The organism is Acinetobacter sp. 802_lipA, assembly GCF_058242885.1.
In genome coordinates this window covers 1-22,238 of sequence record NZ_JBZAYP010000001.1, presented here as the reverse complement: position 1 = coordinate 22,238, position 22,238 = coordinate 1, and the positions used below count along the sequence as shown (strand labels likewise).

22 protein-coding genes and 2 pseudogenes are annotated in these 22,238 nt (G+C 39.9%); 15 read left to right on the top strand and 9 right to left on the bottom strand.

What is annotated here, in order from left to right:
- Position 1: 1 nt before the first annotated feature.
- From AC4CU3_RS00120 to AC4CU3_RS00110, 3 genes are all read right to left on the bottom strand, one after another.
- On the bottom strand, positions 2 to 763 hold the full coding sequence (locus AC4CU3_RS00120; RefSeq protein WP_286406127.1) for a 3-oxoacyl-ACP reductase: 762 nt from the start codon (positions 761 to 763) through the stop codon (positions 2 to 4).
- Between the two features lie 173 nt (positions 764 to 936).
- Positions 937 to 2,877, bottom strand: a complete 1,941-nt coding sequence (locus AC4CU3_RS00115) for an esterase/lipase family protein (protein ID WP_336000049.1) — start codon at positions 2,875 to 2,877, stop codon at positions 937 to 939.
- A 133-nt stretch (positions 2,878 to 3,010) separates the two neighbouring features.
- A complete protein-coding gene (locus AC4CU3_RS00110; protein ID WP_336000047.1) occupies positions 3,011 to 4,090 on the bottom strand; it encodes a zinc-binding metallopeptidase family protein in 1,080 nt (359 codons plus the stop codon).
- Positions 4,091 to 4,419: 329 nt separating this feature from the next.
- On the opposite strand from AC4CU3_RS00110, the gene AC4CU3_RS00105 reads away from it, so the two are divergent.
- The 4 genes from AC4CU3_RS00105 (at position 4,420) to AC4CU3_RS00090 (ending at position 6,910) form a co-directional block, all read left to right on the top strand.
- A complete protein-coding gene (locus AC4CU3_RS00105) occupies positions 4,420 to 4,911 on the top strand; it encodes a hypothetical protein (RefSeq protein WP_114837062.1) in 492 nt (163 codons plus the stop codon).
- Between the two features lie 318 nt (positions 4,912 to 5,229).
- Positions 5,230 to 5,352 carry a hypothetical protein gene (locus tag AC4CU3_RS00100; RefSeq protein ID WP_262471258.1) on the top strand — a complete coding sequence of 41 codons (123 nt, stop codon included), beginning with the start codon at positions 5,230 to 5,232 and terminating at the stop codon, positions 5,350 to 5,352.
- Positions 5,353 to 5,356: 4 nt separating this feature from the next.
- Positions 5,357 to 5,812 carry a CopG family ribbon-helix-helix protein gene (locus tag AC4CU3_RS00095; RefSeq protein ID WP_281963666.1) on the top strand — a complete coding sequence of 152 codons (456 nt, stop codon included), beginning with the start codon at positions 5,357 to 5,359 and terminating at the stop codon, positions 5,810 to 5,812.
- Between the two features lie 75 nt (positions 5,813 to 5,887).
- Positions 5,888 to 6,910 (top strand): ABC transporter substrate-binding protein, encoded by a 1,023-nt coding sequence (locus AC4CU3_RS00090; protein WP_336000042.1) that lies wholly within the window; start codon positions 5,888 to 5,890, stop codon positions 6,908 to 6,910.
- Positions 6,911 to 7,021: 111 nt separating this feature from the next.
- On the opposite strand, the gene AC4CU3_RS00085 is transcribed toward AC4CU3_RS00090, so the two are convergent.
- The 5 genes from AC4CU3_RS00085 to AC4CU3_RS00065 form a co-directional block, all read right to left on the bottom strand.
- Positions 7,022 to 7,351 carry a DMT family transporter gene (locus AC4CU3_RS00085; RefSeq protein ID WP_004979541.1) on the bottom strand — a complete coding sequence of 110 codons (330 nt, stop codon included), beginning with the start codon at positions 7,349 to 7,351 and terminating at the stop codon, positions 7,022 to 7,024.
- A 17-nt stretch (positions 7,352 to 7,368) separates the two neighbouring features.
- Complete coding sequence (locus AC4CU3_RS00080; protein ID WP_336000040.1) at positions 7,369 to 8,253, bottom strand: hypothetical protein; 885 nt, start codon at positions 8,251 to 8,253, stop codon at positions 7,369 to 7,371.
- Positions 8,250 to 9,260: an isopenicillin N synthase family dioxygenase gene (locus AC4CU3_RS00075; protein ID WP_336000038.1), complete on the bottom strand. Its 1,011-nt coding sequence runs from the start codon at positions 9,258 to 9,260 to the stop codon at positions 8,250 to 8,252. The genes AC4CU3_RS00080 and AC4CU3_RS00075 overlap by 4 nt, the downstream gene beginning before the upstream one ends.
- Before the next feature lie 72 nt (positions 9,261 to 9,332).
- Positions 9,333 to 10,229 carry an ABC transporter ATP-binding protein gene (locus tag AC4CU3_RS00070; protein ID WP_336000036.1) on the bottom strand — a complete coding sequence of 299 codons (897 nt, stop codon included), beginning with the start codon at positions 10,227 to 10,229 and terminating at the stop codon, positions 9,333 to 9,335.
- A complete protein-coding gene (locus tag AC4CU3_RS00065) occupies positions 10,229 to 11,173 on the bottom strand; it encodes an ABC transporter permease (protein WP_336000034.1) in 945 nt (314 codons plus the stop codon). Before AC4CU3_RS00065 ends, AC4CU3_RS00070 begins: the two co-directional genes overlap by 1 nt.
- Positions 11,174 to 11,359: 186 nt before the next feature.
- Here AC4CU3_RS00065 and AC4CU3_RS00060 point away from each other — a divergent pair, with 186 nt between their 5' ends.
- From AC4CU3_RS00060 to AC4CU3_RS00025, 8 genes are all read left to right on the top strand, one after another.
- Complete coding sequence (locus tag AC4CU3_RS00060; RefSeq protein WP_004979554.1) at positions 11,360 to 11,728, top strand: immunity protein Imm33 domain-containing protein; 369 nt, start codon at positions 11,360 to 11,362, stop codon at positions 11,726 to 11,728.
- A gap of 117 nt (positions 11,729 to 11,845) precedes the next feature.
- The gene (locus AC4CU3_RS00055; RefSeq protein WP_336000032.1) at positions 11,846 to 12,148 is read left to right on the top strand and encodes a hypothetical protein; all 303 of its coding nucleotides are present in this window, start codon (positions 11,846 to 11,848) and stop codon (positions 12,146 to 12,148) included.
- A 135-nt stretch (positions 12,149 to 12,283) separates the two neighbouring features.
- Entirely contained in the window at positions 12,284 to 12,535 is a 252-nt protein-coding gene (locus tag AC4CU3_RS00050) for a hypothetical protein (protein WP_205666668.1), read from the top strand.
- A gap of 33 nt (positions 12,536 to 12,568) precedes the next feature.
- Positions 12,569 to 13,294, top strand: a complete 726-nt coding sequence (locus AC4CU3_RS00045; RefSeq protein ID WP_336000072.1) for an ATPase — start codon at positions 12,569 to 12,571, stop codon at positions 13,292 to 13,294.
- Between the two features lie 473 nt (positions 13,295 to 13,767).
- Positions 13,768 to 14,184, top strand: a complete 417-nt coding sequence (locus tag AC4CU3_RS00040) for a YeeE/YedE family protein (RefSeq protein WP_078426330.1) — start codon at positions 13,768 to 13,770, stop codon at positions 14,182 to 14,184.
- Positions 14,185 to 14,186: 2 nt separating this feature from the next.
- Complete coding sequence (locus AC4CU3_RS00035) at positions 14,187 to 14,609, top strand: DUF6691 family protein (RefSeq protein WP_078426329.1); 423 nt, start codon at positions 14,187 to 14,189, stop codon at positions 14,607 to 14,609.
- Entirely contained in the window at positions 14,606 to 15,475 is an 870-nt protein-coding gene (locus AC4CU3_RS00030) for an MBL fold metallo-hydrolase (RefSeq protein ID WP_336000028.1), read from the top strand. Before AC4CU3_RS00035 ends, AC4CU3_RS00030 begins: the two co-directional genes overlap by 4 nt.
- A gap of 232 nt (positions 15,476 to 15,707) precedes the next feature.
- Positions 15,708 to 16,481 carry an alpha/beta fold hydrolase gene (locus AC4CU3_RS00025; RefSeq protein WP_336000027.1) on the top strand — a complete coding sequence of 258 codons (774 nt, stop codon included), beginning with the start codon at positions 15,708 to 15,710 and terminating at the stop codon, positions 16,479 to 16,481.
- On the opposite strand, the pseudogene AC4CU3_RS00020 reads toward AC4CU3_RS00025, so the two are convergent.
- A pseudogene (locus AC4CU3_RS00020) lies at positions 16,482 to 16,811 on the bottom strand (M15 family metallopeptidase); the annotation flags it as partial.
- A 3-nt stretch (positions 16,812 to 16,814) separates the two neighbouring features.
- Between AC4CU3_RS00020 and tssM the strand changes: the two are divergent.
- From tssM to AC4CU3_RS00005, 3 genes and pseudogenes are all read left to right on the top strand, one after another.
- Positions 16,815 to 20,405 (top strand): annotated as a pseudogene (gene tssM / locus AC4CU3_RS00015) (type VI secretion system membrane subunit TssM); the annotation flags it as partial.
- Between the two features lie 36 nt (positions 20,406 to 20,441).
- Positions 20,442 to 21,398 carry a type VI secretion system-associated protein TagF gene (gene tagF, locus AC4CU3_RS00010; RefSeq protein ID WP_005399434.1) on the top strand — a complete coding sequence of 319 codons (957 nt, stop codon included), beginning with the start codon at positions 20,442 to 20,444 and terminating at the stop codon, positions 21,396 to 21,398.
- Positions 21,399 to 21,452: 54 nt separating this feature from the next.
- Positions 21,453 to 22,169 (top strand): OmpA family protein, encoded by a 717-nt coding sequence (locus tag AC4CU3_RS00005; protein ID WP_418655282.1) that lies wholly within the window; start codon positions 21,453 to 21,455, stop codon positions 22,167 to 22,169.
- Positions 22,170 to 22,238: the final 69 nt, after the last annotated feature.

Sequence of the window (22,238 nt, the reverse complement as noted above, 5' to 3'; positions counted from 1 at the left end):
ATTAGCCTTTGACTAAACCACCATCCACAATCAAGTTTTGACCTGTCACAGCACAAGAATATGGCGATAAGAACATTAAAATGGCTGAAGCAAATTCCTCAGGTGTAACTACACGACGCAGTGGTGTTGCACTCGCGATGTAATCAAAAACTTCATTGGGTGTACTTTTACTGGCATCGGTGGTTTGTAGTAAACCGCCAGAGAGCATATTGATATTAATGCCGTATTGACCAAGTTCATGCGCTGAGGTACGGGTAAATGCCAACAGTGCAGCCTTCGCCGTGGTGTAGTCATGATAAGGCACCACAGGGTTCTGCACCAGATTGGTTCCGATGTTTACAATGCGCCCAAACTGACCTTGTTTCATACCTTCAAGCGCTGCTTGGGTAGTATTCAAAGCGGCTTTAACTGCACCCTCAAATTGTTGTTGCATAGTTTCCCAGCGGAGCTCATGAACTTTTGGGCGGGCCTCGCCATTAAACTCGAACTGAATCAGCGCATTATTAATCACGGCGTTGATATGCTGTCCAAAATGCTGAAAGCTTGCGTCAAACATACTTTTGACTTGAGCATTGTCTGTAACATCTGCTTGGTAGATAAAAACCTGTTCGGGATACTGCTGAGCTAAGGTTTGTGCTGCTGCTTGGCTGTTCAAATAGTTCACGACTACACGAGCACCTTCATTGATTAAGGCGTGTGTAATCGCAAGACCTAAACCGCGTGCGCCACCTGTGACCAGTACAACTTGATTTTTAATGTGCATAATGTTTCCGAGCAGATAAATGTATGTATTTTTTAGATAAAGCAAGTATATCAAAACCTTTCCGTACCTGAGATTTTACAACCGCTGTTTTTCAAGTTTTCGATGCTCATTTAGCTGAGTTAGAGTATTCGGATAAAAATCGCCAAGTAGTAGAACATTTTTAGTACTGTTGATCATTGAGCCCGAGTTTGCTCAAGGTGTAACCTCAAAATACGCCGTAATTCTAATAATGTTTCTGCTTCCTCATGCACAGAGTGATTGCCTTTAATGATTTTTTCAGAGACAGCCTGTTCTAAATGTGAACTGGAATAGGGCACAATACCATCGCTTATGTCATGTATGTCATTGGTCTGACGGTGATTACCAATAATAGAATGATAAGGAACTGTGGATACCGGCATGATGTTACTGGTCAAAGCCATAAAGCGTGACTTTGGACTTAAGTCGTCTGGGCCAGATTGCACCATGCCTTTGGTGCTAGAGCTACCATTGAGTTGTATATCCACTTGGTTAAAGAAAGTAATCGGCAACTTCACCATTTTCTTCACCAATTCCATGTACCAGCGGTCAGATAGTTCACTGCCACGGTGAGGCGCGGCAATAAAAATTGCACGTCCAATGGGTAAATCAGAGTGAAATTGAAAACGTTCTTTGATTACGGGGTATTGTTGTAATCGGGTGTATTGCTCATAGTTTAACAGTGGAATCACTTGCTCAGAAATATCGTGCTCACTAATCAGTAAGCGACTAATAACGCCGCCCATACTATGTCCAATCAGCACGGCGTTACTGGCTGAGCGAGAGTTAGGTTGAACTTGTGCAAAGGCTTGTTTAAGTAGTGCATGAATCTGATAGCGGCTTTCAACAATCGGCATATTGGTTGAATAAAACACCTGCCATACCTGAAAGTTTTCTCGTAAAACTTTATCCCCCAAAATGTTATTGGTCAGATTGACCCAAGTTTCAGGGCTGCTGGCGAGACCATGAATAAGTACAATCACTTTTTTATTCGGTTGGTAGGGTTCAAGCATATAGACATGTGGCATACGCAAGTGCTCAGTTTTATCGAGCAAGGTTAAGTAGCCTGTAGAGCCCAGTTTATTTTCTGCCAGCCAATAAGCAAAAGGCACAGAATAATTCGCCGTGAGGATATATTTTTGTTGATGTATGTCTACATACTTTTGCGTATAAGGATTAAATAACTCAATCTCAAAAATGGCTTTGCCATTAAGTACATCTTCAATGCTGCTTTCAGAGTTTAATGGCTGTGCCGTTGCGGTTACGGACAAATAGCGTGCAGGATGGATATTGGGATTGGTTTGATTTTGATAAAACGATATCGGGTCAAGAATAAAATCATTTTTATGAATAGGGTCCGCTTCAGTCACAACCACGAACTCTGCGCCCAAACCGTCTTGACGGTTGACTTGATAAAAACCCGAGAAGTTTAAATTATAACTGGATTGAACTCGATCAATGGTTTTACTTTTCAGTTCAGGATAGTGTTCTAAATTTACAATATATTGACGTTGTTGGACGTTGAGTTGCGTGGGAACTTGATAAAAAGGTTGTGTACGGTACGCCGTGGTAATTAAACGTGACAAAGCGACATTGTAAAAAGTGCGGACATGCATTTGTCTTTGATCAAAAACACGGGTACTTGGGCTTTCTTGCATTTTAAATAAATACACATAGCTATAACGTAAACTCTGGTCGAAGGCCCCAAGGCTCTGTTCTAAGCAGTGATTATTTTTACTGTGAGGCTGTTCTTGGACACAGTTGCGTTGTTTTGAAAACTCGAAAGCTTGAGCCAAATACAGTTCACTTAAAGCGGCATAGCGTTCATCTGCAGCAATATCTGTTTGTGTGTTTAAGCGCTTCAAGCATGTTTCAAATTCAGCGCTGCATTGCTGTGGCGTCAGGCTGAGTAATTTGAGTAAGCTGGTGGTTTCCGCACTCAATTGGTCATGGGTTAAGATATTTTCAGACTTGCTACGAATAGCTTGATGGATGTTATTTTCTTTGACTTTGACCAACTGGCAGGCCGGCAGTAAAACAATCGTTAGCCCTAAAATGATTGGTCGCGTGAAAGTATGATGTCTCGTTAAAAGCATAGTTTTTAGCACGGACGTTATCTATATAGGCTAAAGATGTCTTTCATTTTAAGATAATTTCTAACGAGTTACATCCAAATTCGGTCCGATCTTTTGTGTCCCTAGACATAACTTAAGAACGCTTATATTCAGCTCAAGCAATTTGGCGAGCAAAGGCTTTGCCCAAAACATGTTTATGTATAAATCGTAATTTATCGAGGACTGGTCCTGAGAGCGTAAATGGATAAGCATCTTCTAAACCCATACTGCGATTTAACGCATTTAAATTAAAAGTTAGTGTCATCCATTGTTTGAGGAGTAAATCAAAATCTTGAGCGCCGATTGGATTTTCGTAAAAGGTTAAGTCATGCGTATCTTTTCGATTATTACGCACAATTAATCCTGCATAGTAAGCGGTTTCCAATGTGTCCATCATGTGTAAATAGTGTGCCCACGTTTCTGCCCAGTCTTCCCAAGGATGTGTGCTGGCATAAGAGCTGACATAAAACTTGTCCCAGTTTTGCGGTGCGCCATCTTCATAGTGGCGTTGTAGTGCTGCATTATAATCTTGACGCTCATCTCCAAAATACTGACGGAACTCGTCGACCAGCTCAGGATGTAGCGATTTAATGAGGTCAAAATAATAATGACCACTTTCATGACGGAAATGCCCCAAAAGCGTACGGTAGTTTTCACCCATTTTAATACGGGTCGTTTCCCTATAGATGACATCTGCTTCACTGGCATTGAGTGTAATGACGCCATTAGCATGTCCTGTCAGCACAGGGTGCTCTGGTTCAGGCATGAGAAAATTAAAACGGAGTCCGTAGCGATCATCATCGTTATATTTGGGCCTTGGCATAAGATTCAGGCGTTGCATTAAATACAGAAAACGCCGTTTAGCATGTTCGAGCCGTGACCAATAGACGATATGATCAGGGTTGTCGAGAGTAGGAATGGTATATGTGAGTACACAAGACTCACAGTAGATGTCGTTGCTCTCTGCGGGAATAACCCAATTACAGACTTGATGATGCTGATAGTTATAACAAGGCTTATAGCGCTTCGTCTGGTATTTTTCATTTAGTGCTAACCAAAGAACAGGGCTATGTTGTTCAAAGCTTCCCATATCTTTTTCCGATGCAATATAACCGAGTGTAGTTTGGCAGCTCACACATTGTGAGTTGGCAAAAAAGACTTGGTTTTGACAGGATGCGCAACTAAAGAATTTCATCGGCGGCTATGTCTTTGGTGAGCTTTTAGAACCAGTATAAAGGATGTCGGTTCCCTTCGTCATGTTCTGTCATCTGTTTTGATTGGCTTGCAAAGTTGAGTATTCATTGAGAGCATATTAGAAAGAATACATGTGCTTGGTTAGTAGCGAGCTTTTCAGCAGGTTCTTTTCTTTCATATTTGTATAAAGAGATATAAATTTTAAAATTTATAACCTAAATGAACGATAAAGCTTGATTTAGGTGCAGATTCGTCAAAAATAGGGACTGGGAAAAATCAAAGCTTCATTTTAGAATTTCAAAGCCTTTTAAGTTTCTGGGAGTAAATATAATGATAACGAACGTATCGCCAAAAAAATGGCTACTCATGAGTTTGGGGGCGATGTTGCTTTCAGGTTGTGCAACAAGCTCTACAGACCCGAGTCGTCAAAATGTAGGGACCACAGGTTTACTCATTTGTGCGCAGAATGAGCTTTGTCCAGTGGTCACTGTGAGCTGGAATGAATCGAACAAAGAACTGCTTAAGTTAAAAATTCATTTGAGCAGTACTTACAATAAATATGAGATTCATAAAGTTGAGTTTACAAATGAGAAAGACTTTCAAACTTTTGCTGTCACAGGGCCAACTGAGCATGATCATGTGTTAGGCACCAACCGTTCGACCAATTATATTTTAGCGCCTGTAAATTTGATGAGTAAGTTAAAAGGTACAGATTCGATCAAGATGAATATTTATACAGATCAAGGTATTATCTCTCGATATGTGTATAAAGATGGCGTCTCAGCTCCAATTTTGGGTGAGTTCCAAAAAGTTTATCAATAAAAAAAAATCGCCATCTGGCGATTTTTTTTGCGTATAAGTGAGAGAAAACTAAAAGCTGTGAGGACATAAGATCTCATTTTCAGAAGGTATTCTGTCTATAAGGACGTAAACATTGGGTCTTTGACGGATGAAAAGTCAAGCTGAATAGCCCGAAATGCACTTTGATGTATCAATTTTAAAAATAGAAATACATTTTGCACAAAAAATAAACTTTTTAATGCGCTTTTGCTGTCAGTCTAATCAAAAAAATTGGCATGTATTCTGCTTAGTTCTAGGTATTACAAAAACCTTTTTTGGTAATACCGAAAGGAGTAGCAAATGTCTAAACAATTCAAAGATGACTTAAATGCATTCTTCACCGTATTTAAACAATTCGTGGTCGCCATCTTAAGCGCTAGAGCGGGCATTTATATCAAGCAAGATTCATCCGAAAAAGGATAAGCATGTGCCGAAACATAAATTGGCACGGATTAGCATCACTGTGCCCGAACTAACTGTCGATGCATTGGATCAGAAAATTGTTGATCAGCACTACGAAAGTCGTTCTCAAGCCATTGTCGACATGATCAATAAACATTTAATTGCGGATCAGGAGCAACGTAACGCCGTGATGGTGGGGACATTTACCTTGCTCTATGACGCCAGTGTCACGCCACTTAGAGTCCAATTGCTGGACTTGCAGCAACAATTTTTAGAGCAAGTGGTCAGTTCACTGCATATTCAGTTAGATGAGCAAAAAATTCTAGAAGTGATGATTTTGCAGGGCGTAACTACAGAGTTAAAAGCGCTGAGCCAGCAATTCATTGCTTTGAAAGGTGTGATCAAAGGGCATTTGGAACTGATGGATGCGGTGATGCCGCCGATTCCACAAAATGAAAAACAGAGAGCGTTGAAATCGTGACCATGTTCACCGTCCTCAATGACTCACTCCATACATAGCAAGTTTAAACATTTACAGCATCGGGAAAATTGTATCATGATTAAAAAAGCGTTCTTATCAGTATCTATTGTTTCGACTATTTTATTGGCAGGTTGTGATAACACCGCCAAAATTCCTGAAACAAAAAACAGTGCATCTGAGAGCACAGGCACCAAAACCATCATGATTGGTTATAGTGATTGGCCGGGTTTTGTTGCATGGCAAGTGGCAATTGAAAAAGGTTGGCTCAAAGAAGCAGGGTTGAATGTTGAGTTTAAATGGTTTGATTATTCATCATCGCTTTCTGCTTTTGCAGCCAATCAGCTAGATGCAGTACTGGTGACCAATGGAGATAATCTAGTCACAGCCTCTGGGGGCACTCAAGGTGTCATGATTATGGCGACAGACTATTCCGCAGGTAATGACGTGATTATCGCAAAAGATGGAATTAACAGCATTGCCGATTTAAAAGGCAAAAGTATTGCTACTGAAAAAGGCTTGGTTGACCATCTATTGCTAAGTACAGCACTAACAGATGCAAAAATTAAGACCAGTGACATTAAATTGGTCAATTCTATGACCAATGAGCTTCCGCAAGTTTTTGCAAGTCCAGACATTACTGCAATTGCGGTCTGGCAACCTGTAGCCAATCAAGCTTTGAAGTCTGTTGCAGGGTCTAAAATTATTTATAGTTCTAAAGATAAGCCTGGTTTAATTTATGACACGCTGACCGTGAATATGAGCCATCTTTCTGCCAATAAAGAAGATTGGAAAAAGATGATCCAAGTGTGGGATAAAACAGTCAAATATATTAATGACCCTGCAACACATGAAGACGCCGTGAAAATTATGTCTAACCGTGTTGGCGTCAATCCGAAACAATATGAACAATTTATTGGCGGGACGCATTTACTCGATTTGGCAGCCAATAAAACCGTCTTTAAGAAAGGTTCAGGTTTTGACTCGATTTATGGCTCAAGCTACCACGTAAACAAATTCAACGTTGAAAATGGCATTTATAAAAAAGAAATGGATGTTGAGGGTGCAATTTATCCAGCTTTGGTTGAAGAGTTAAAGTAAGACTCCGTAGAAACTAAAAGCCCAAGTTAACTTGGGCTTTTTTGTATGAGTGTGTTTAAAAAGCAAAGAAAGATCTAATGTTAAATAAAGAGTAGATTTTAAGGCATGTATTTATAAATGCGTACTTTTAGAAAACACATGAATAATCACGATGCCGATAATCATAAAACTTAAACCAACAACCGCCGCAAAGTCGAGCTGCTGTTTAAAGTAAATCCAACCGACTGTAGAAATAAGAATAATGCCCGCACCTGACCACAGAGCGTAAGCTAGTCCCATAGGGATGGATTTAAACGTTAGACCTAAGAAAAAGAGTGCAATTGCATAACCAACAATAGTTAAAACAATAGGTAAAGGTGCAGTGAAACCATTGGTCGCTTTTAATGCAGAAGTCGCGAGGACTTCTGCAATCACGGCGATTAATAAATAGAGAAAAGCCATAGCTTATTAAAGCTCCCTTACGCAACCACAGTTGCATGATGCATGAGGTGATGTTGTTCTTGTTTCAGCCAATGCTGACTGTCCGCCGTGGTAGATGTTACATTTTGAAAAGTGTATTCAGGTTCATACACATCCACGACGAACACCAGCTGATATGCTTCGCCACCGATCAATTTATGCTGTATGAGGGTTTCAGTATCAAAGACTTCAAAACCGTCTAGAATGAGTTGTTGTTGAGTCGCTTGAGTGCAGCTTGAATATTGAATGAGCTGATCCTGAGTTGAAACTGATACTTCATAGCTTTCAATTTGATTTAAGTCAGAAGGACTTTGCTCCACATAAGAAAGAACCCCTAACGCGTCTACATTCTGTTGAATCTGGGGTAAACGTGACTGTGCATATGCCATATGCTCACCGCAGATGATGAGACCGCCATCGAGTGAAATTTCTTGCTGCGTGGCAACATGTACGGCTTTGACTAAGCGTAGTCCTAAAAATAAACCCGTACTGGCTTGTTGACGCCAGTCTTCAACATAGGCATTACTCGGTGAGAACTCCAAAATACAATTGCCAATGCTATGCAGGGTTGCAGGCTCGGGCCACTGGGTATGGTTTTGATAATTACTACTTAGCTCCCATGACAGTGATGCATTTTGTGCATCCCAATGCGTATAACCGACCCATGCTTGACGCTCTACGATAGGTGTATCTGTTACTGATTTAAGACGTAGGTCAATGGTGAAACTCTTGGACTGAAACCAATACACAATCGTATTTTCATCTGTCAGGCCATTGTAAAAGCTAATACTCTTACGCCGAAATGCGCCCATTAAATAGGTTGGTACATTGCCTGAAGCAGCTGTGATAGGTTTTAATTGACTTAAAGTTTCAAATAAATTCATGGGGTGTACTCCATGTTTGACTCAGTCAGACCAAAAGAATAAAGCGGAACGGCATTCTTTAAGACCAACTCACCACTGGCTACACGTTGTTTTAAATAATGAAAGGTTTGAGCCGTTTGATTAAACAAATGTTCTCCACCTGCCAGTGGCGCATATTTAGGTGGTTCATTTGTATTAATCGGTTGGATGACATAGTCATAGTCACAAGAAAAAAATAAAGGGAAGGAGTAGCGTTCTTGTTGGACTTTTTTGACCCGATGTTTGGTGGCTAAATATTTGCCATTGGACAATATTTCCATCATGTCACCAATGTTCATCACCAAGGTCTTTTCAAGCAGAGGAATATCAATCCATTCACCTTGCTTAGTGAGAACTTGTAAACCGGGTGCTGTCGGTAATAATAAAGTAAAGCACTCATAGTCGGTATGTGCCCCGATGCCTTCTGCATCTGTCGCTTGAGGGTTAAATGGATAGTGAATGAGGCGTAATTGACTGGGTGCATGTTGAATATGCACATCAAAAAAGTCTTCTTTTTGCTCTAAAGCTAGCGCAAAACAGCGAAACAGTTGATGACCAATGGCTTTTAAGTGCTGATAGTACTGTGAGACATGGCGTTTAAAGGTGGGATTATCTGGCCATTGCGTCGGGCCAAGTAAGGGATAATTTAATGCAGACCCTTGATAGTCATAATTCACATCATAAGATTCTTTTAAATCGTAGCTGTTACTCGAAAACTGTTCCTCACCTATAGGCACATAGCCACTATGATTTACCGATTTTCCAATATAGTTTTGCATTTTGAGTGCGTCATCTTGGGCAAAATAGTGCTTCGCGATGTCACATAACTGTGCAAATAATGCAGGTTGAAATTGATCACCTTTGAGGTAGAGAAAACCAACTTCTTTACAAGCCTGATCAAGCGCTTGAGCAACTTGCATACGGTCATCTAGATTTGGGCTATTTAAAAGGCTGATATCCACCAGTGGAAGGACATATTTATCTTGCATGGTAAAATCCTCGTGTTGGCCGTCCAACAGTGCATAAAACCTAAGGGTCGTCCCTCAGGCTAGATCAATGAGTTACTTGTGCGTACTGACTTGGGTCATACGTGGAATTTTGGGTAAATCCTCCAGTGCTGGGTCAAGTTCTTCTTCTTGTGCGTGTACTAAGAAATCGACTCGCTCTCGAAGTTGCTTAAAGGCAGGGCTGGACATTAGTTCAGTGTTTCGTGGACGGGGTAAATCTACTTCAATAATTTCTTTAATTTCTCCAGGATTGGCTTTAAGCGCTACGATACGATCAGCCAGTAAAATAGCCTCATCCATATCATGGGTTACAAAGATGATGGTGATATCAATGTTTTGCCATAAGTCCATTAGGTGTTTTTGCATTTTCTGACGGGTATGCGGGTCAAGCGCACCGAATGGTTCATCCATCAGTAAAATTTTTGGTTCATTGACTAAAGCACGGGCAATCGCAACACGTTGCTTCATCCCGCCAGACAGTTGATGCGGATATTGGTTTTCATACTTCTCTAAGCCAATAATATTGATCCATTCTCGTGCAGATGCTTCGGCTGAGGCATGACTTGCACCTTTCATCAGTGGACCAAACATCACATTTTCTTTAACCGATTTCCAAGGAAATAAGGTATAGCCTTGAAACACCATGCCTCGCTCTGGGCTAGGGCCTGAAATGGGCTGTCCATCTACCAATAGTTCGCCACTGCTATATGGGTCTAGACCCGCAACAACACGACTAAAGGTCGATTTTCCACAACCAGACGGGCCAATCACACAAATAAACTCTCGCTTATGAATTTTCAAATTGAGCTGATTTAAAATCGTGCGTGAGTTTTTACCATGCTGAAAAACTTGACTAAGTTGTTTGGCCTCTAAAATGACAGGACGTTGATAAATGTGATCAAAATATTGACGAGCATTGAATTCTGGCGTTCTTATATCTGTGGTTATCATTATTTTGCTCCCGCTTTCCATTTAAACAGATGTTGTCCGAGCTTCATTAAAATCACATCACAGATCAAGCCAATCACGCCAATAATTAAAATCGCAGCATAGACATTGTCAAAGTTCTGGTAGCGTGCTTGCTGGGTAATAAACCAAGTGATCCCTGTGGTGGTGCCAATTAGTTCAGAGACAATTAAGTAGGTCCACGCCCAGCCCAGCAAAACACGTAAATCACGGTAAATATCGGGTAACGCCGCTGGAATGACCACGTGAAACAGACTTTTTGCTTTATTCGTCCCTAGGGTATAACCCGCTTCAATCAGCCCGCGGTCCACCATACGCGTAGTATTGGCAATAATCAGAATTTGCTGAAACAGCGTCCCAATCACGATGATGGCAATTTTTGGTGCATCATTAATGCCTAATATGGCAACAGCCAATGCACCAAAGGCAGGCGCAGGTAAGTAGCGAAAGAACTCAACAAAGGGTTCAGTGAGCTGGGAAATTTTGTTGGAAAAACCACATAAAATCCCCAATGGAATACCAACGAGTGATGCAATAAAGAAAGCACTAAATACAATCTTGATACTGTGCCAAAGACTTTGATGAAACCATGGTGCATCGGCTTGAGTGGGTGGTGTCGTAAATGCCGTCACTAAGGCTGTCGCAACTTGGTGGGGTGCTGGTAAATAAATAGGATTGACCAAATTACCTTGCGGCGGTTCAGTGCCTGTATTGACGGCATTTTGCGCTTCTGCATAGAACACACTTTTGTCTACACGGCTACCGATTTGTAAAAAAGAGACACTGCCAGAGTTGGTGATTTGTACTTGAGGATGCCAAATAAAGGGCAAATAACTCACAGCACACCAAATGAGGATTGGTATTAGAAATGATCCAAAGCCCAGCAATACTTTGCTTTGAGGACTGAGTTCTCGTGCGACATAACCCATAGTTGCTTAGCCCCGATATTACTTTTTTTATAAAACGTAATACTGTTAAGCAAAATGGATGCCAAATTTGTAGTGATATTGAGTGTTCACCTGTGTGCTAATTGTTTAAATAAAAACAGCCTTTGACCTAAATATGTTTTAAAATGCGCTATCGATAGATTGACGCTCAAAAGGGGGCAGCATCGCATGGCACAAAAGTCACAACAATCTGCATTGAATGAATTGATTGCAGAACAGAAACTACTGTGTGAAGAATTTGACTCGGCTTATGTTGAAGTAAAAGGTGATGATGTCGTTGCTGTTGCTGTGCAGACTTTAAATCAAGAACCCATTGTCGGTTTACGTAAAAAGCCAGAAACTGAAGAGAATGTTGCTTGGTTCATCTATGGTGGTGAATTGGGTGAAGGCCAAGACTTTTTTACAACTATGACTGTACGTGAGTTACAAGATATCTTGCCTGATGTACTTCCATATTTGGCTTTAAGTGAAGGTTATCGTTTTATGATTGATGGTGATGACTATGAAGACGTATGGAAAGAAGGCGATGAGTCTTAATACATGAAAAAACAAACATGGACGTTGCTTAGCCTTTCGTTATTTTTATCATCGTTTCTATCAACCCTGAGTTATGCAGAAACAACGAAGCTAACTCAGACACAGTATGATCAGAAGATGGCTGAATATACAGCAACTGTGAATTCAACTAAAACCGTTTTAGATGCAAAAGATAATCCAGCGACAGCAACAGAAATGAAAACCGCATTTTGTCAGCGTATGGATACATATCATCAAATTGCTGCGCTATCTAAAGCCAATATTGAGTTAAGTACAGCGCCTGTAATGTTGATGGTGGCCAACCGTTATCTTGAGCAGCAAGAAAAAAGCCTGACCGATGCAGGGATGAATGAAAGTGCCTTCTGCCCAACGGCGAAAGCTTTAAATGTTGAAGATACGAGACGAGTAAAAGTAAAGTAACCCAATAAGACAGCATGGAATTAGTGTGGATATTAAGATCTAATTTATTGTTTCAGGATGCTGTATAAATAGACAATGTTCTCGATTGTGTTAAGATAAATAAAAATCAACCATCGTTTGAGTAGGAGTTGGTGTATGGCAGCTTATACCGACATTAAAGTAGGCAAATATGAGGATGATATGATTCCTAAACTTGCCATTCATGCTTTTCATGATGCTTTTCAAAAAGCAATCACTCGTTCGTCTGTGGTTTACGCAAAAGCTGAACAGTTGGTTGAACGCGATATTCATGGCAATGAAACTGTTTTACAAGACTTAAGTCATGCTTATGTCGATGTAGGTGTTTTACCGACCTTGACACGTAAAAAGAAACACGCGACAGTATAGATTGATATGCCACCTCGACAACCTAGAATAAGAATGTTTGCAGGGCCGAATGGTTCTGGTAAAAGCACTGTTAAAGATTACCTCTTGCCCCAACATATTGGGGCATATTTAAATGCAGATGAACTGGAACAAAATTTAAGACAGAGTCAACGCATTGATTTATTGCATTATCATCCTTTCTTAAAAGCTTCAGAGTTGGTCACTTTTCTAAAAAGTAAGAAGCGTCCTCAAGCGGGACAGTTCGTGGCCTTACTTGCGCATGAACCAATTGTGCTAGATGAATGGAAGATTGAGTTTAAAACCGAAGAAATTGATTCTTATCTCTGTGCACGCATTATTGATTATATTCGGTTTGAGTTTCTGCGCTTAAAAGTCAGTTTTACTTTTGAGACGGTAATGTCACATATCTCTAAAGTTGAATTTCTTCGGGAAGCGAAACGTCAGGGCTATAAAACCTATCTATATTATGTCTCAACAGTCGATCCACAAATCAATATTGCCCGAGTCAAGTATCGTGTCAGTGTGGGTGGCCATCCTGTTCCTGAGCAGAAAATTATTGAACGTTACTACCGTAGTATGGATCTGCTCATGCAAGCCATAGAGTGCTGTGATCGTGCTTACTTGTTTGATAACTCTTCTGACGGTATACAAGCGTCTTTTCTTGCAGAAATAGAAGTAGCTGAAACCCTAAAGATGAATGCCGCCGTGTCTAAGCTCCCAATATGGTTTGCAGAGCGCGTATTATCAGAATTCCAATAATCTGCTCAGAAAAAGAGCTGGCTATTTCATCACTTTTCATGTGTCTGCCCGCATAAAAAAATATTCAAAAGTCGCGAATGTGTTTTATAAACCCAGAATAATACTCATGATGTAGAGATGTGCCCTAATTCTATTCAGTTTCTTTAAATGAAAACTACAATGAAATAAAACGAGAGAAGTTAAGTATTTCTAATCTAAAAAAGGCCTGAATACAAAATCTCTCGGGGATATATTCAAGCTTTTTACGTTATTGTGAAGAATAACTATGTAAAAGAAATGCTTTAAGGTGTTATCTAAAAGACTAAAAGCTTCGAGAACGAACAGATAGTAACCATTCAAATATCTAAATCTAGATGCAAGGCCCCGTAAACAGTGGTCATAGACGTGCATAGCATCGATAGATACAAAGGGGGCTTGATTATTTTTTAATTAAATATATTATGAAAATATATATTGTTTTAGGGTGCTTACCAATGCATGATTTTGCGTGGTCTTTTATAGGTGGAATATTACTCGGCATCTCCGCCGTTGGATATTTATATACCAATGGACGAATTGCAGGAATCAGTGGTCTGGTCTCTCAAGTTTTAAATTTAAAAGGGATTATAAATACGCCTGCACTGTGGTTCTTATTGGGACTGTTTATTGTTCCGTTTATATGTGCCTCTTTTGTTCAGCCACAAATCTATATTGAAGCTACACCTCTCATGTTAATCATTGCGGGCGTATTGGTAGGTTTTGGAACGCGATTAGGTTCTGGATGTACCAGCGGGCATGGTATTTGTGGTATCAGTCGTTTATCCAAACGTTCAATCATCGCTACAATGGGTTTTATGTTCGCAGGCTTTATCACTGTGTATGTTGTCCGTCATATGCTTGGAGCAATCTAAAAATGAAAAATGTTTGGGCATTCATTTGGGGTGGATTATTTTCAATTGGGCTCATGCTTTCAGGAATGTCGAATCCTGCGAAGGTGATTGGCTTTTTAGATATTTTTGGGCACTGGGATGCCAGTTTAGCTTTTGTGATGATGGGTGCAATTGCGGTTGCATTTATTCCTTTTCAAAAAGCTGTACGTCAGCCAGATCCAAAAACGGTTTATGGTGAAGCCATACAACTTCCTAAAAATACGAAAATCGACAGAAAACTGATCTTCGGAAGTCTGCTATTTGGTATAGGCTGGGGAATTGCGGGAATTTGTCCTGCGCCGAGCTTTACTTTGATTGGACTGGGTTATTATCAAGCGATCTATTTTATAATTGCGATGTTCGTTGGTGTACTGCTACATCGTAAAGTAATGGAGAAAATGCCATGATGCAAATTGCTCAAGTAAAAGCATTTTTTGATACAGCGAGCAACACGTTTAGTTATGTGGTGAGTGATCCCGACACTCAGCGCTGCGCCGTGATTGATAGTGTATTGGACTATGATGCAGCATCGGCAACGACCAAAACAGAGCAGGCCGATTTAATCATTGCTTATATTCAGGAAAATAGCCTAAGCGTAGACTGGATTTTAGAAACACATGTGCATGCAGATCATTTAAGTGCTGCACAGTATTTAAAGCAAAAACTAGGTGGAAAAATTGCAATTAGTCATAAGATCGAGATCGTACAACAAACTTTTGGTGAAATTTATCACTTAGATATTAAAAGTTTAAACGCTACGCAGTCATTTGATTATCTTTTTGCAGATCATGAGACATTTTTGATAGGTAACATAAAAGCATATAATATTCCGACACCAGGGCATACACCTGCGTGTCTCAGTTATGTCATTGGTGATACTGTTTTTGTGGGGGACACGTTGTTTATGCCTGACTATGGGACGGCACGTTGTGATTTTCCAAAAGGGAGTGCGGCGGCTTTATTTGATTCAGTGAAGACTTTGTACACATTGCCAGATCAAACGCGGATGTTCTTATGCCATGATTACTTACCCGAAAGTCGTGATCAATACAAATATGAGACATCGGTTTATTCGCAAAAGCATGAAAACATTCATATCAATACTACAACGCAAAGGGGCGATTTTGTCGAGATGCGAAATCGCCGTGATGCAACGTTAAGCATGCCAAAACTGATATTGCCAGCGATTCAAATCAATATGTTTGCAGGCAAGTTCCCTCAACCAGAAGACAATGGTATTTCTTACTTAAAAATTCCGCTGAATTATTTTTAAAATAGAAAAGTAGCAAGACTTAAGGCATTCGGCATCTTTTCACTTGCATAAAATCTGATTCAAAAATCTAATCTGATATTAAACAGATATGTACATCATGCCTTTAAATTTAGCCTAAGCAAATATTTTACTCAAAATAGCCTAAGCAAAATTGAGCTCAATATAAAAAGTCATTTGATTTATTTCCATTAAAAATTCAATATCTATAGCAATCAAATAAAGTAAGTTTCATATGATCCTAAATCATCAATTTCATCAAAATGAGCAGCCGCCTACAAAAACATTGGTCTTTGTCCATGGTTTATTTGGCAGTTTAAGCAATTTAGGGATGTTGGCACGGGAGTTTTATTCAAGCCACCATGTATTACAGGTAGATGTACGTAATCATGGGTTATCGTCACATTCAAATGTGATGAATTATGAGGTTATGGCAGCTGATCTAATTGAAACTTTAGATGAACTCAACATCGAATACTTTTCTTTGATCGGGCATTCGATGGGGGGGAAGCTGGTGATGAAAGTGACCGAACTCGCAGGAGATCGACTAGATCAACTGGTGGTGTTGGATATTACGCCTATTGCTTATAAAGAAAATCATCATGAGCAAATTTTTAAAGCGCTCATTGCAGTACAAAAAGCAGATATTGAAACACGTCAACAAGCCATAGAAATCATGCGTGAATATCTCAAAGAGGAAATGGTGATTCAGTTTCTCTTGAAATCTTTTAGCAAAGGGAAGTGGTTGTTTAATGTAGATGCACTGTATCAGAACTATGCCCAAATTCTGTCATGGGAAAATATAGAAACATGGCATAAGTCTGCATTGTTTATACGTGGTGGAAACTCACCTTATGTAGCAAAGCCAGAATATATAGAAGCTATCCAATCGCAGTTTTCTCAAGCCCAGATTCAGACGGTGGCAGATGCTGGACACTGGTTACATGCAGAGAAAACTGCGCAAGTTTTGCAAATCATCACTCAATATTTGAGTCAGCCTTCAACCTGATTAACTCAAATTCGCAGCTGAAAGTTGTCCTTCAGAGGTCAGCTTTTCAGCCATTTCCGCAGTTTTCTTTAAATTAGGCATTCGAAATTCGGTATGGCCATAGTCTTGGATCGACTTCCAACGCCCGCCCCAAGTTAAACCTACAGATTCTGCAACTTCACCATAGAGCTGATAGCCACGCATCGCCCATGGATCTCGTTCAGAAATAACGACTTTTCCATCCCGCTTAAATGCGACATCCGCCGCCAATCCAAATTGGTGGTAACTTTGGTAACCACGCGCCAAAGTCGTATTTTTATTGCTGGCTAAAGAATTCTGACGCTGCGGGCTACCATTGCACATGACACCAATGCAGAATATGGCAAACAAAAAAACAAAGATGAACTTCATTTGATTCAGCAACAAATGAAAGAATCTATTCAGTTGATTCGAAAATCAAAACTGGGAGATAAAAAGGGCAATGCTGCACTCTACGAGTTGCCATGGTATATGGTAATTGGTAATCCTGCTGCGGGTAAAAGTTCGGCCATTTATAACTCAGGTTTAAAATTTCCTTTTGAAGAAACTCATCAAAAATCAGTTTCTGCTGGACTCAGCGGAACACGTCATTGCGACTGGTTTTTTTCAACAGAAGGCGTGTTATTAGATACTGCAGGTCGTTATTCTGTTTATGCAGAAGATCATTTTGAGTGGCTAGGTTTTTTAAATATTTTGAAAAAAAACCGCTCAAAAGCACCAATCAATGGCTTGATCGTGATTGTCAGTATTGCTGAGTTGGTGAGTAACAGTCCAGAAAAGTCGATCAAATTGGCAAAGAATTTACGTGCCCGGATTCAAGATCTCACTGAGCGCCTAGAAGTTTTTTCGCCTGTTTATTTGGTCTTCTCTAAAATGGATCTGATTGCAGGCTTTACTGAGTTTTTTGAATGTTATGAAGTCGGTGAGTTTGATCAGGTTTGGGGGGCAACACTGCCTTATACAACCGATGGGGCCAATAATGCTGTTGAACTGTTTGAAAAACACTATTCAATTTTATATGACGGTTTAAAAGGCGTCAGTACGACACATCTCAGCCGCCGACATTCGCAGAATATTTCTCCAAGTGTCATGACATTTCCTTTAGAGTTTAAGAGCTTAAAGCCTGCGTTAAAGACATTTATTGGCACGCTGTTTGAAGATAACCCTTACCAATTTAAACCTGTTTTTCGTGGCTTTTATTTCACCAGCGCACTTCAAGAAGGCATTATTGAAAGTCCAATGACCGAGCAAATTGCTCAAGACTTTTTATTGCAAAAAGGTTTAGACAATGAAAATGGCATTCCGACGCGCTCAGTTTCACAAAACCATGGCTATTTTTTAAAAGGTTTATTTTCAGACATTATTCTGAAAGACAAGAACCTCGTCAAACAACATATTAACCCTAGCCGAAAGCGTCAGCGTTATATTGCCTTTGTTGCCGCTTTATTTGGTGTAGCCATCATTTTAAGTCTATGGGTGTGGTCTTATCGGAATAATCAACAATTGATTGCAGACGTACAAGCCGATTTAGACAAAGTCGTTTTACTTGAAAAGCAATCGGGTCAAGAGTTGTCTACACAACTGAGTGCACTCTTGATTTTACAGGAACGTATGCAGCAGTTGGACCAATTTGAAGAAGATCGTCCTTTAAAGCTGGGTTTTGGTCTATATCAGGGAGATGAGCTGCAGGAGAAGCTAAAAACAGAATATTTAAAGGGTGTTGAGCAAATCGTCTTGATTCCAACACAACAAAATATTGCCCAATATCTACAGCGGGTGAAAAGCAATGAAGAGAAATTGCGTACAAACCATGCAAATGTAGAGCTGACACCTATTGCGAAAACTCAGCAATATTTAGAGCCTAATGATGCAAATCCACAAGATGCATACAATGCTTTAAAAGCCTATTTAATGATGGGTAATACTCAATATATGGATGCAAGCCATTTAAGTGATCAAGTCACACGCTTCTGGCGTTCATGGTTAGATAATAATCGTGGGCAAATGCCGCGCGGAGAAATGATCCAGAAGGCAGAGCAAATTTTGTCATATAGCATGACTTTAGCTGGTGACCCTAAATTTCCAGTACTCAGCTCAGACAGCTTGGTGGTGGATCAAACGCGTCAAGTTCTTCTGTCTGTTGTTCGTGGAATGCCTGCACGAGACCGTGTTTATAATGAATTAAAAATGCGTGCGGCTGTCCGTTATCCAGCATTAACCATAAAGCAAATGCTTGGCGATGCCAATCAAAATGCAATTTTAGGGAGTTATGCTTTACCGGGTATGTTTACACATGCGGCATGGTCAGAATATGTTGAACAGGCCATCGATGAAGTTGCAAAACGTCCTACGGATACCAAAGACTGGGTACTTAACAGTACACAATCAGATGACTTGTCATTTAGTGGTAGTCCAGATCAAATTCGTAAACAACTCACAGAACTCTATAAAAAAGAATATATTGCGGAGTGGCGGAAATTTTTAGGTGCGATACATTATGCAAAAGCTAAGGATTATGGACAACAGGCGAGTTTCGTTCAAGTTTTAGGCGAGCCTGAAAACTCACCCATTCGAAGTGTTTTTGATCGTGTTGCGAAAGAAACCAGTTGGGACAATCCAGTCGTAATGGCGGAGCTGGCAGCGCCGCAAACAGGTTTTGTGGCTTGGTTTAAACGCAAAGTATTAAGACGAGATGAAACTCAGCTTGATGCCAAAGTCATGAATCAAGCGCAAGGCCCGATTTCTAAAGAATTCCAGATGTTTTATCAGTTGGTGCGTAAGCGTGATGACCAACAAAATAAGTCTTTGCTTGATGAATACATGCAATCTTTAGCTCAAGTCCGAAGTAAATTCAATGACTTGAAAAGCTCAGGGGATATTGGACCATCTGCGATGAATTTGGTTAAGTCGACCATTAATGAGCAAAATTCTGTCTTTAATACAACACAGAAGCTGGTCGATGAAAAAATGTCTGTGGGCCTGTCTGAGGTTGATCAGAAACTGCTCCAAAAACTGTTGATATCGCCACTGACACAATCATTTGAAAGTTTAATTCTTCCAGCACAAGATGAGATGAATAAGCTATGGGTTATGCAAGTCTACCAACCTTTCAATACGAACCTGAGTAAAAAATATCCTTTTAACTCTTCAGCGACACTGCAAGCAACCAGCAATGAAATTAGCCAGATTCTTGGCGAAAATGGCAGTATTGCGCGTTATGTCAAAGAGTATCTTGATCCACTGGTTATTCGTCGTGGTTATACCTTGACTTCTAAGACATGGAAAGATTTAGGGATTAGTTTAAATCCACAATTTGTAATGAATTTTCAAAGCTATGTTGCGCCAAGTAATGGCATGGCAACAGGAGCGTTAAATCAAGCTTCGTCTGCACCTGCTGCTACGGCGCAATCCAATTTTCAATTTTACCCAATTGAAAATCCTAAGTTTTTATCCTATACCATTGATATTGATGGACAAAGAATGCTTTATGAAAACGGCATTCAACAATGGGTGAATTTTGTATGGCCAAATGCCGGAGCAATTCCAGGTGCACGTATTACAGCCATTGATTTAGATGGGAAAACGCATACGATTTTTGAGGCGCCTGGTGAATATGGCATTAATCGTTTAATTGACGGTGCTGAGCGAACGCAACGTGGCGGAAGCTATGAAATGATTTGGAGAAATCAGCAAAATCCAGAGCTTGCAGTAAAAGTCAATTTCCGTTTAATCAGCGGGGACGCCAATGGTGGAGTAGGCGGGCAGCGCAGTTACAATGGTATGCAACTGGTCGATCAAATTGTTACCAATAAATCCGTACGTGTGGTGGCAGCGCAAACCACACCTTCAGCAACAGCTGCAAGTCCTAAAGCTCCAACACCAGGTATACAGGAGCCTCGTTTATGATTTCTCGAAAGTGGCTAGGTTGTAAGGAGTATTGCGATGGATGAACTGCGGACCTTAGCTTTATATTATGGAAAATGTCCTGCACGTGGTGATTTCTTAAAAACACGCGGCCAGTATGCCTTAATTCAACTGATTGATCAGTGGATTACTGAAGCATTAGAACATGCCATGCAATCAGAGGGATTTAGTCAAGCGTATGAAAATCTACCTTCATTAGACTTTTTTATTGCCAATCCACAAGAAAATAATTTTCTTGTGGCAAATTTGATAGCCAGTCACGATAGTTCTGGTCGTCAATTTCCAATGGTTTTGAGCCACTTATTAGAGGTTGAAAATAGTTTTGATAATATTATTTATGCGCCATATCGCTATAAGCAAACTTTAATCGATTTATTCCAAAAGAATCGTGTGATACGTTCGATACGTGACCCCAATATCGTGCTTGATAAATTATCTAAATTAAATAATGAGATACAGGTTTTTAATAACAGCGAAGTTTCGGCATTTTATGAACACCATACGATACATTCATTTGCTCAATTACTGAGAATGAGCAGTTACGAGCTTGCACAAAGCATGATTGGACTCGGGTTATTGTTACAACCCGTTATTCAATATGGTACTAGTCGCTTAACTAAGGTGTTGATTTTACCTATTAATAACTCTAGCTACTGCTATGAAATTGCGGCTTTTTGGGTCAATCTAATTAGTTTTTTTATTCAAAATCAAAATGCTGAGCTTCTGATAGGGATTTTACATAGCGAAAAACCTGTACTGCTTTTTGGCTTTCAAGGGGCAGATATTATGACCTTAAGTGAAATTTTCACGCAAAAGTTAGATTCAGATCACTGGGTTTCATTGGTTCAAGCCAATTGGATTGATGCATATTTAGAGCAAAATGCCGGTTTGGCAACTCTGGAGCAAGCTTTGTGTGAGCGGCAATTGAGCTTAATACAAGCTGTGAAACTTTTTAAAAAAACTTTTATAGATTAGTAAAATATGAAAATAAATCATAGATTTAAGTCGAATAAATGGCTGCTGACTTTAATGTTGGTTTTGAGCGTGAATGTCTGGGCTGAACCGATTATTGTTGAAGGTGTTGTTCCAAATGATGCCAGTAAGCAAATCATTTTAAACAAGATGTATAGTGTTTATGGCGCTGACCAAGTGATTGATAAAATAAAGGTTAAAGCAGTTAGCGCTCCAAATGGTTGGAGTGAATCTGTTGCGAATATGGTGGTTCCAGAGTTAAAAAAAGTTTACCAAGGTAAACTTTCTGTACGTGGTACGCAAATGGAACTTAATGGAAAAATATCGAGTTCAAATGAAGTTCAGCCAACAACAAACTTATTCCAAAGTTTAGTAACGCCACCATATCGCTTGAATGCGCAGCTTTCTGTCAATCAGGCTGAACAGCAAATCATAGATGAAGCGCTTAAAAACAGAATTATAGAATTTGAATCTGGCAGTGCAGTTTTGGCTGTGAGTGGGACTCAGATCTTAGATGAAATGGCGGTGGCGCTAAATAAGGTTGGAGGGAAAAAGGTCAAAATTATCGGACATACAGATAGTTCAGGTGACGTCGCAAAGAATCTTGCTTTAAGTAAAGAACGTGCTGTAGCTGTGAAAAATTATTTGATCAATAAAAGTATTGCAGCAGAACGCTTAAGTGTCGAAGGATTGGGCTCAAACAAACCTGTTGCTGATAATGCAACTGCAGATGGTCGTAAGAAAAACCGTCGAATTGAATTTGATGTGATCTAAGTTATTTATAAAAAGCTACATCATCAAGTGTAGCTTTTTATAAATAACTTATATTGCGTATAATGTATA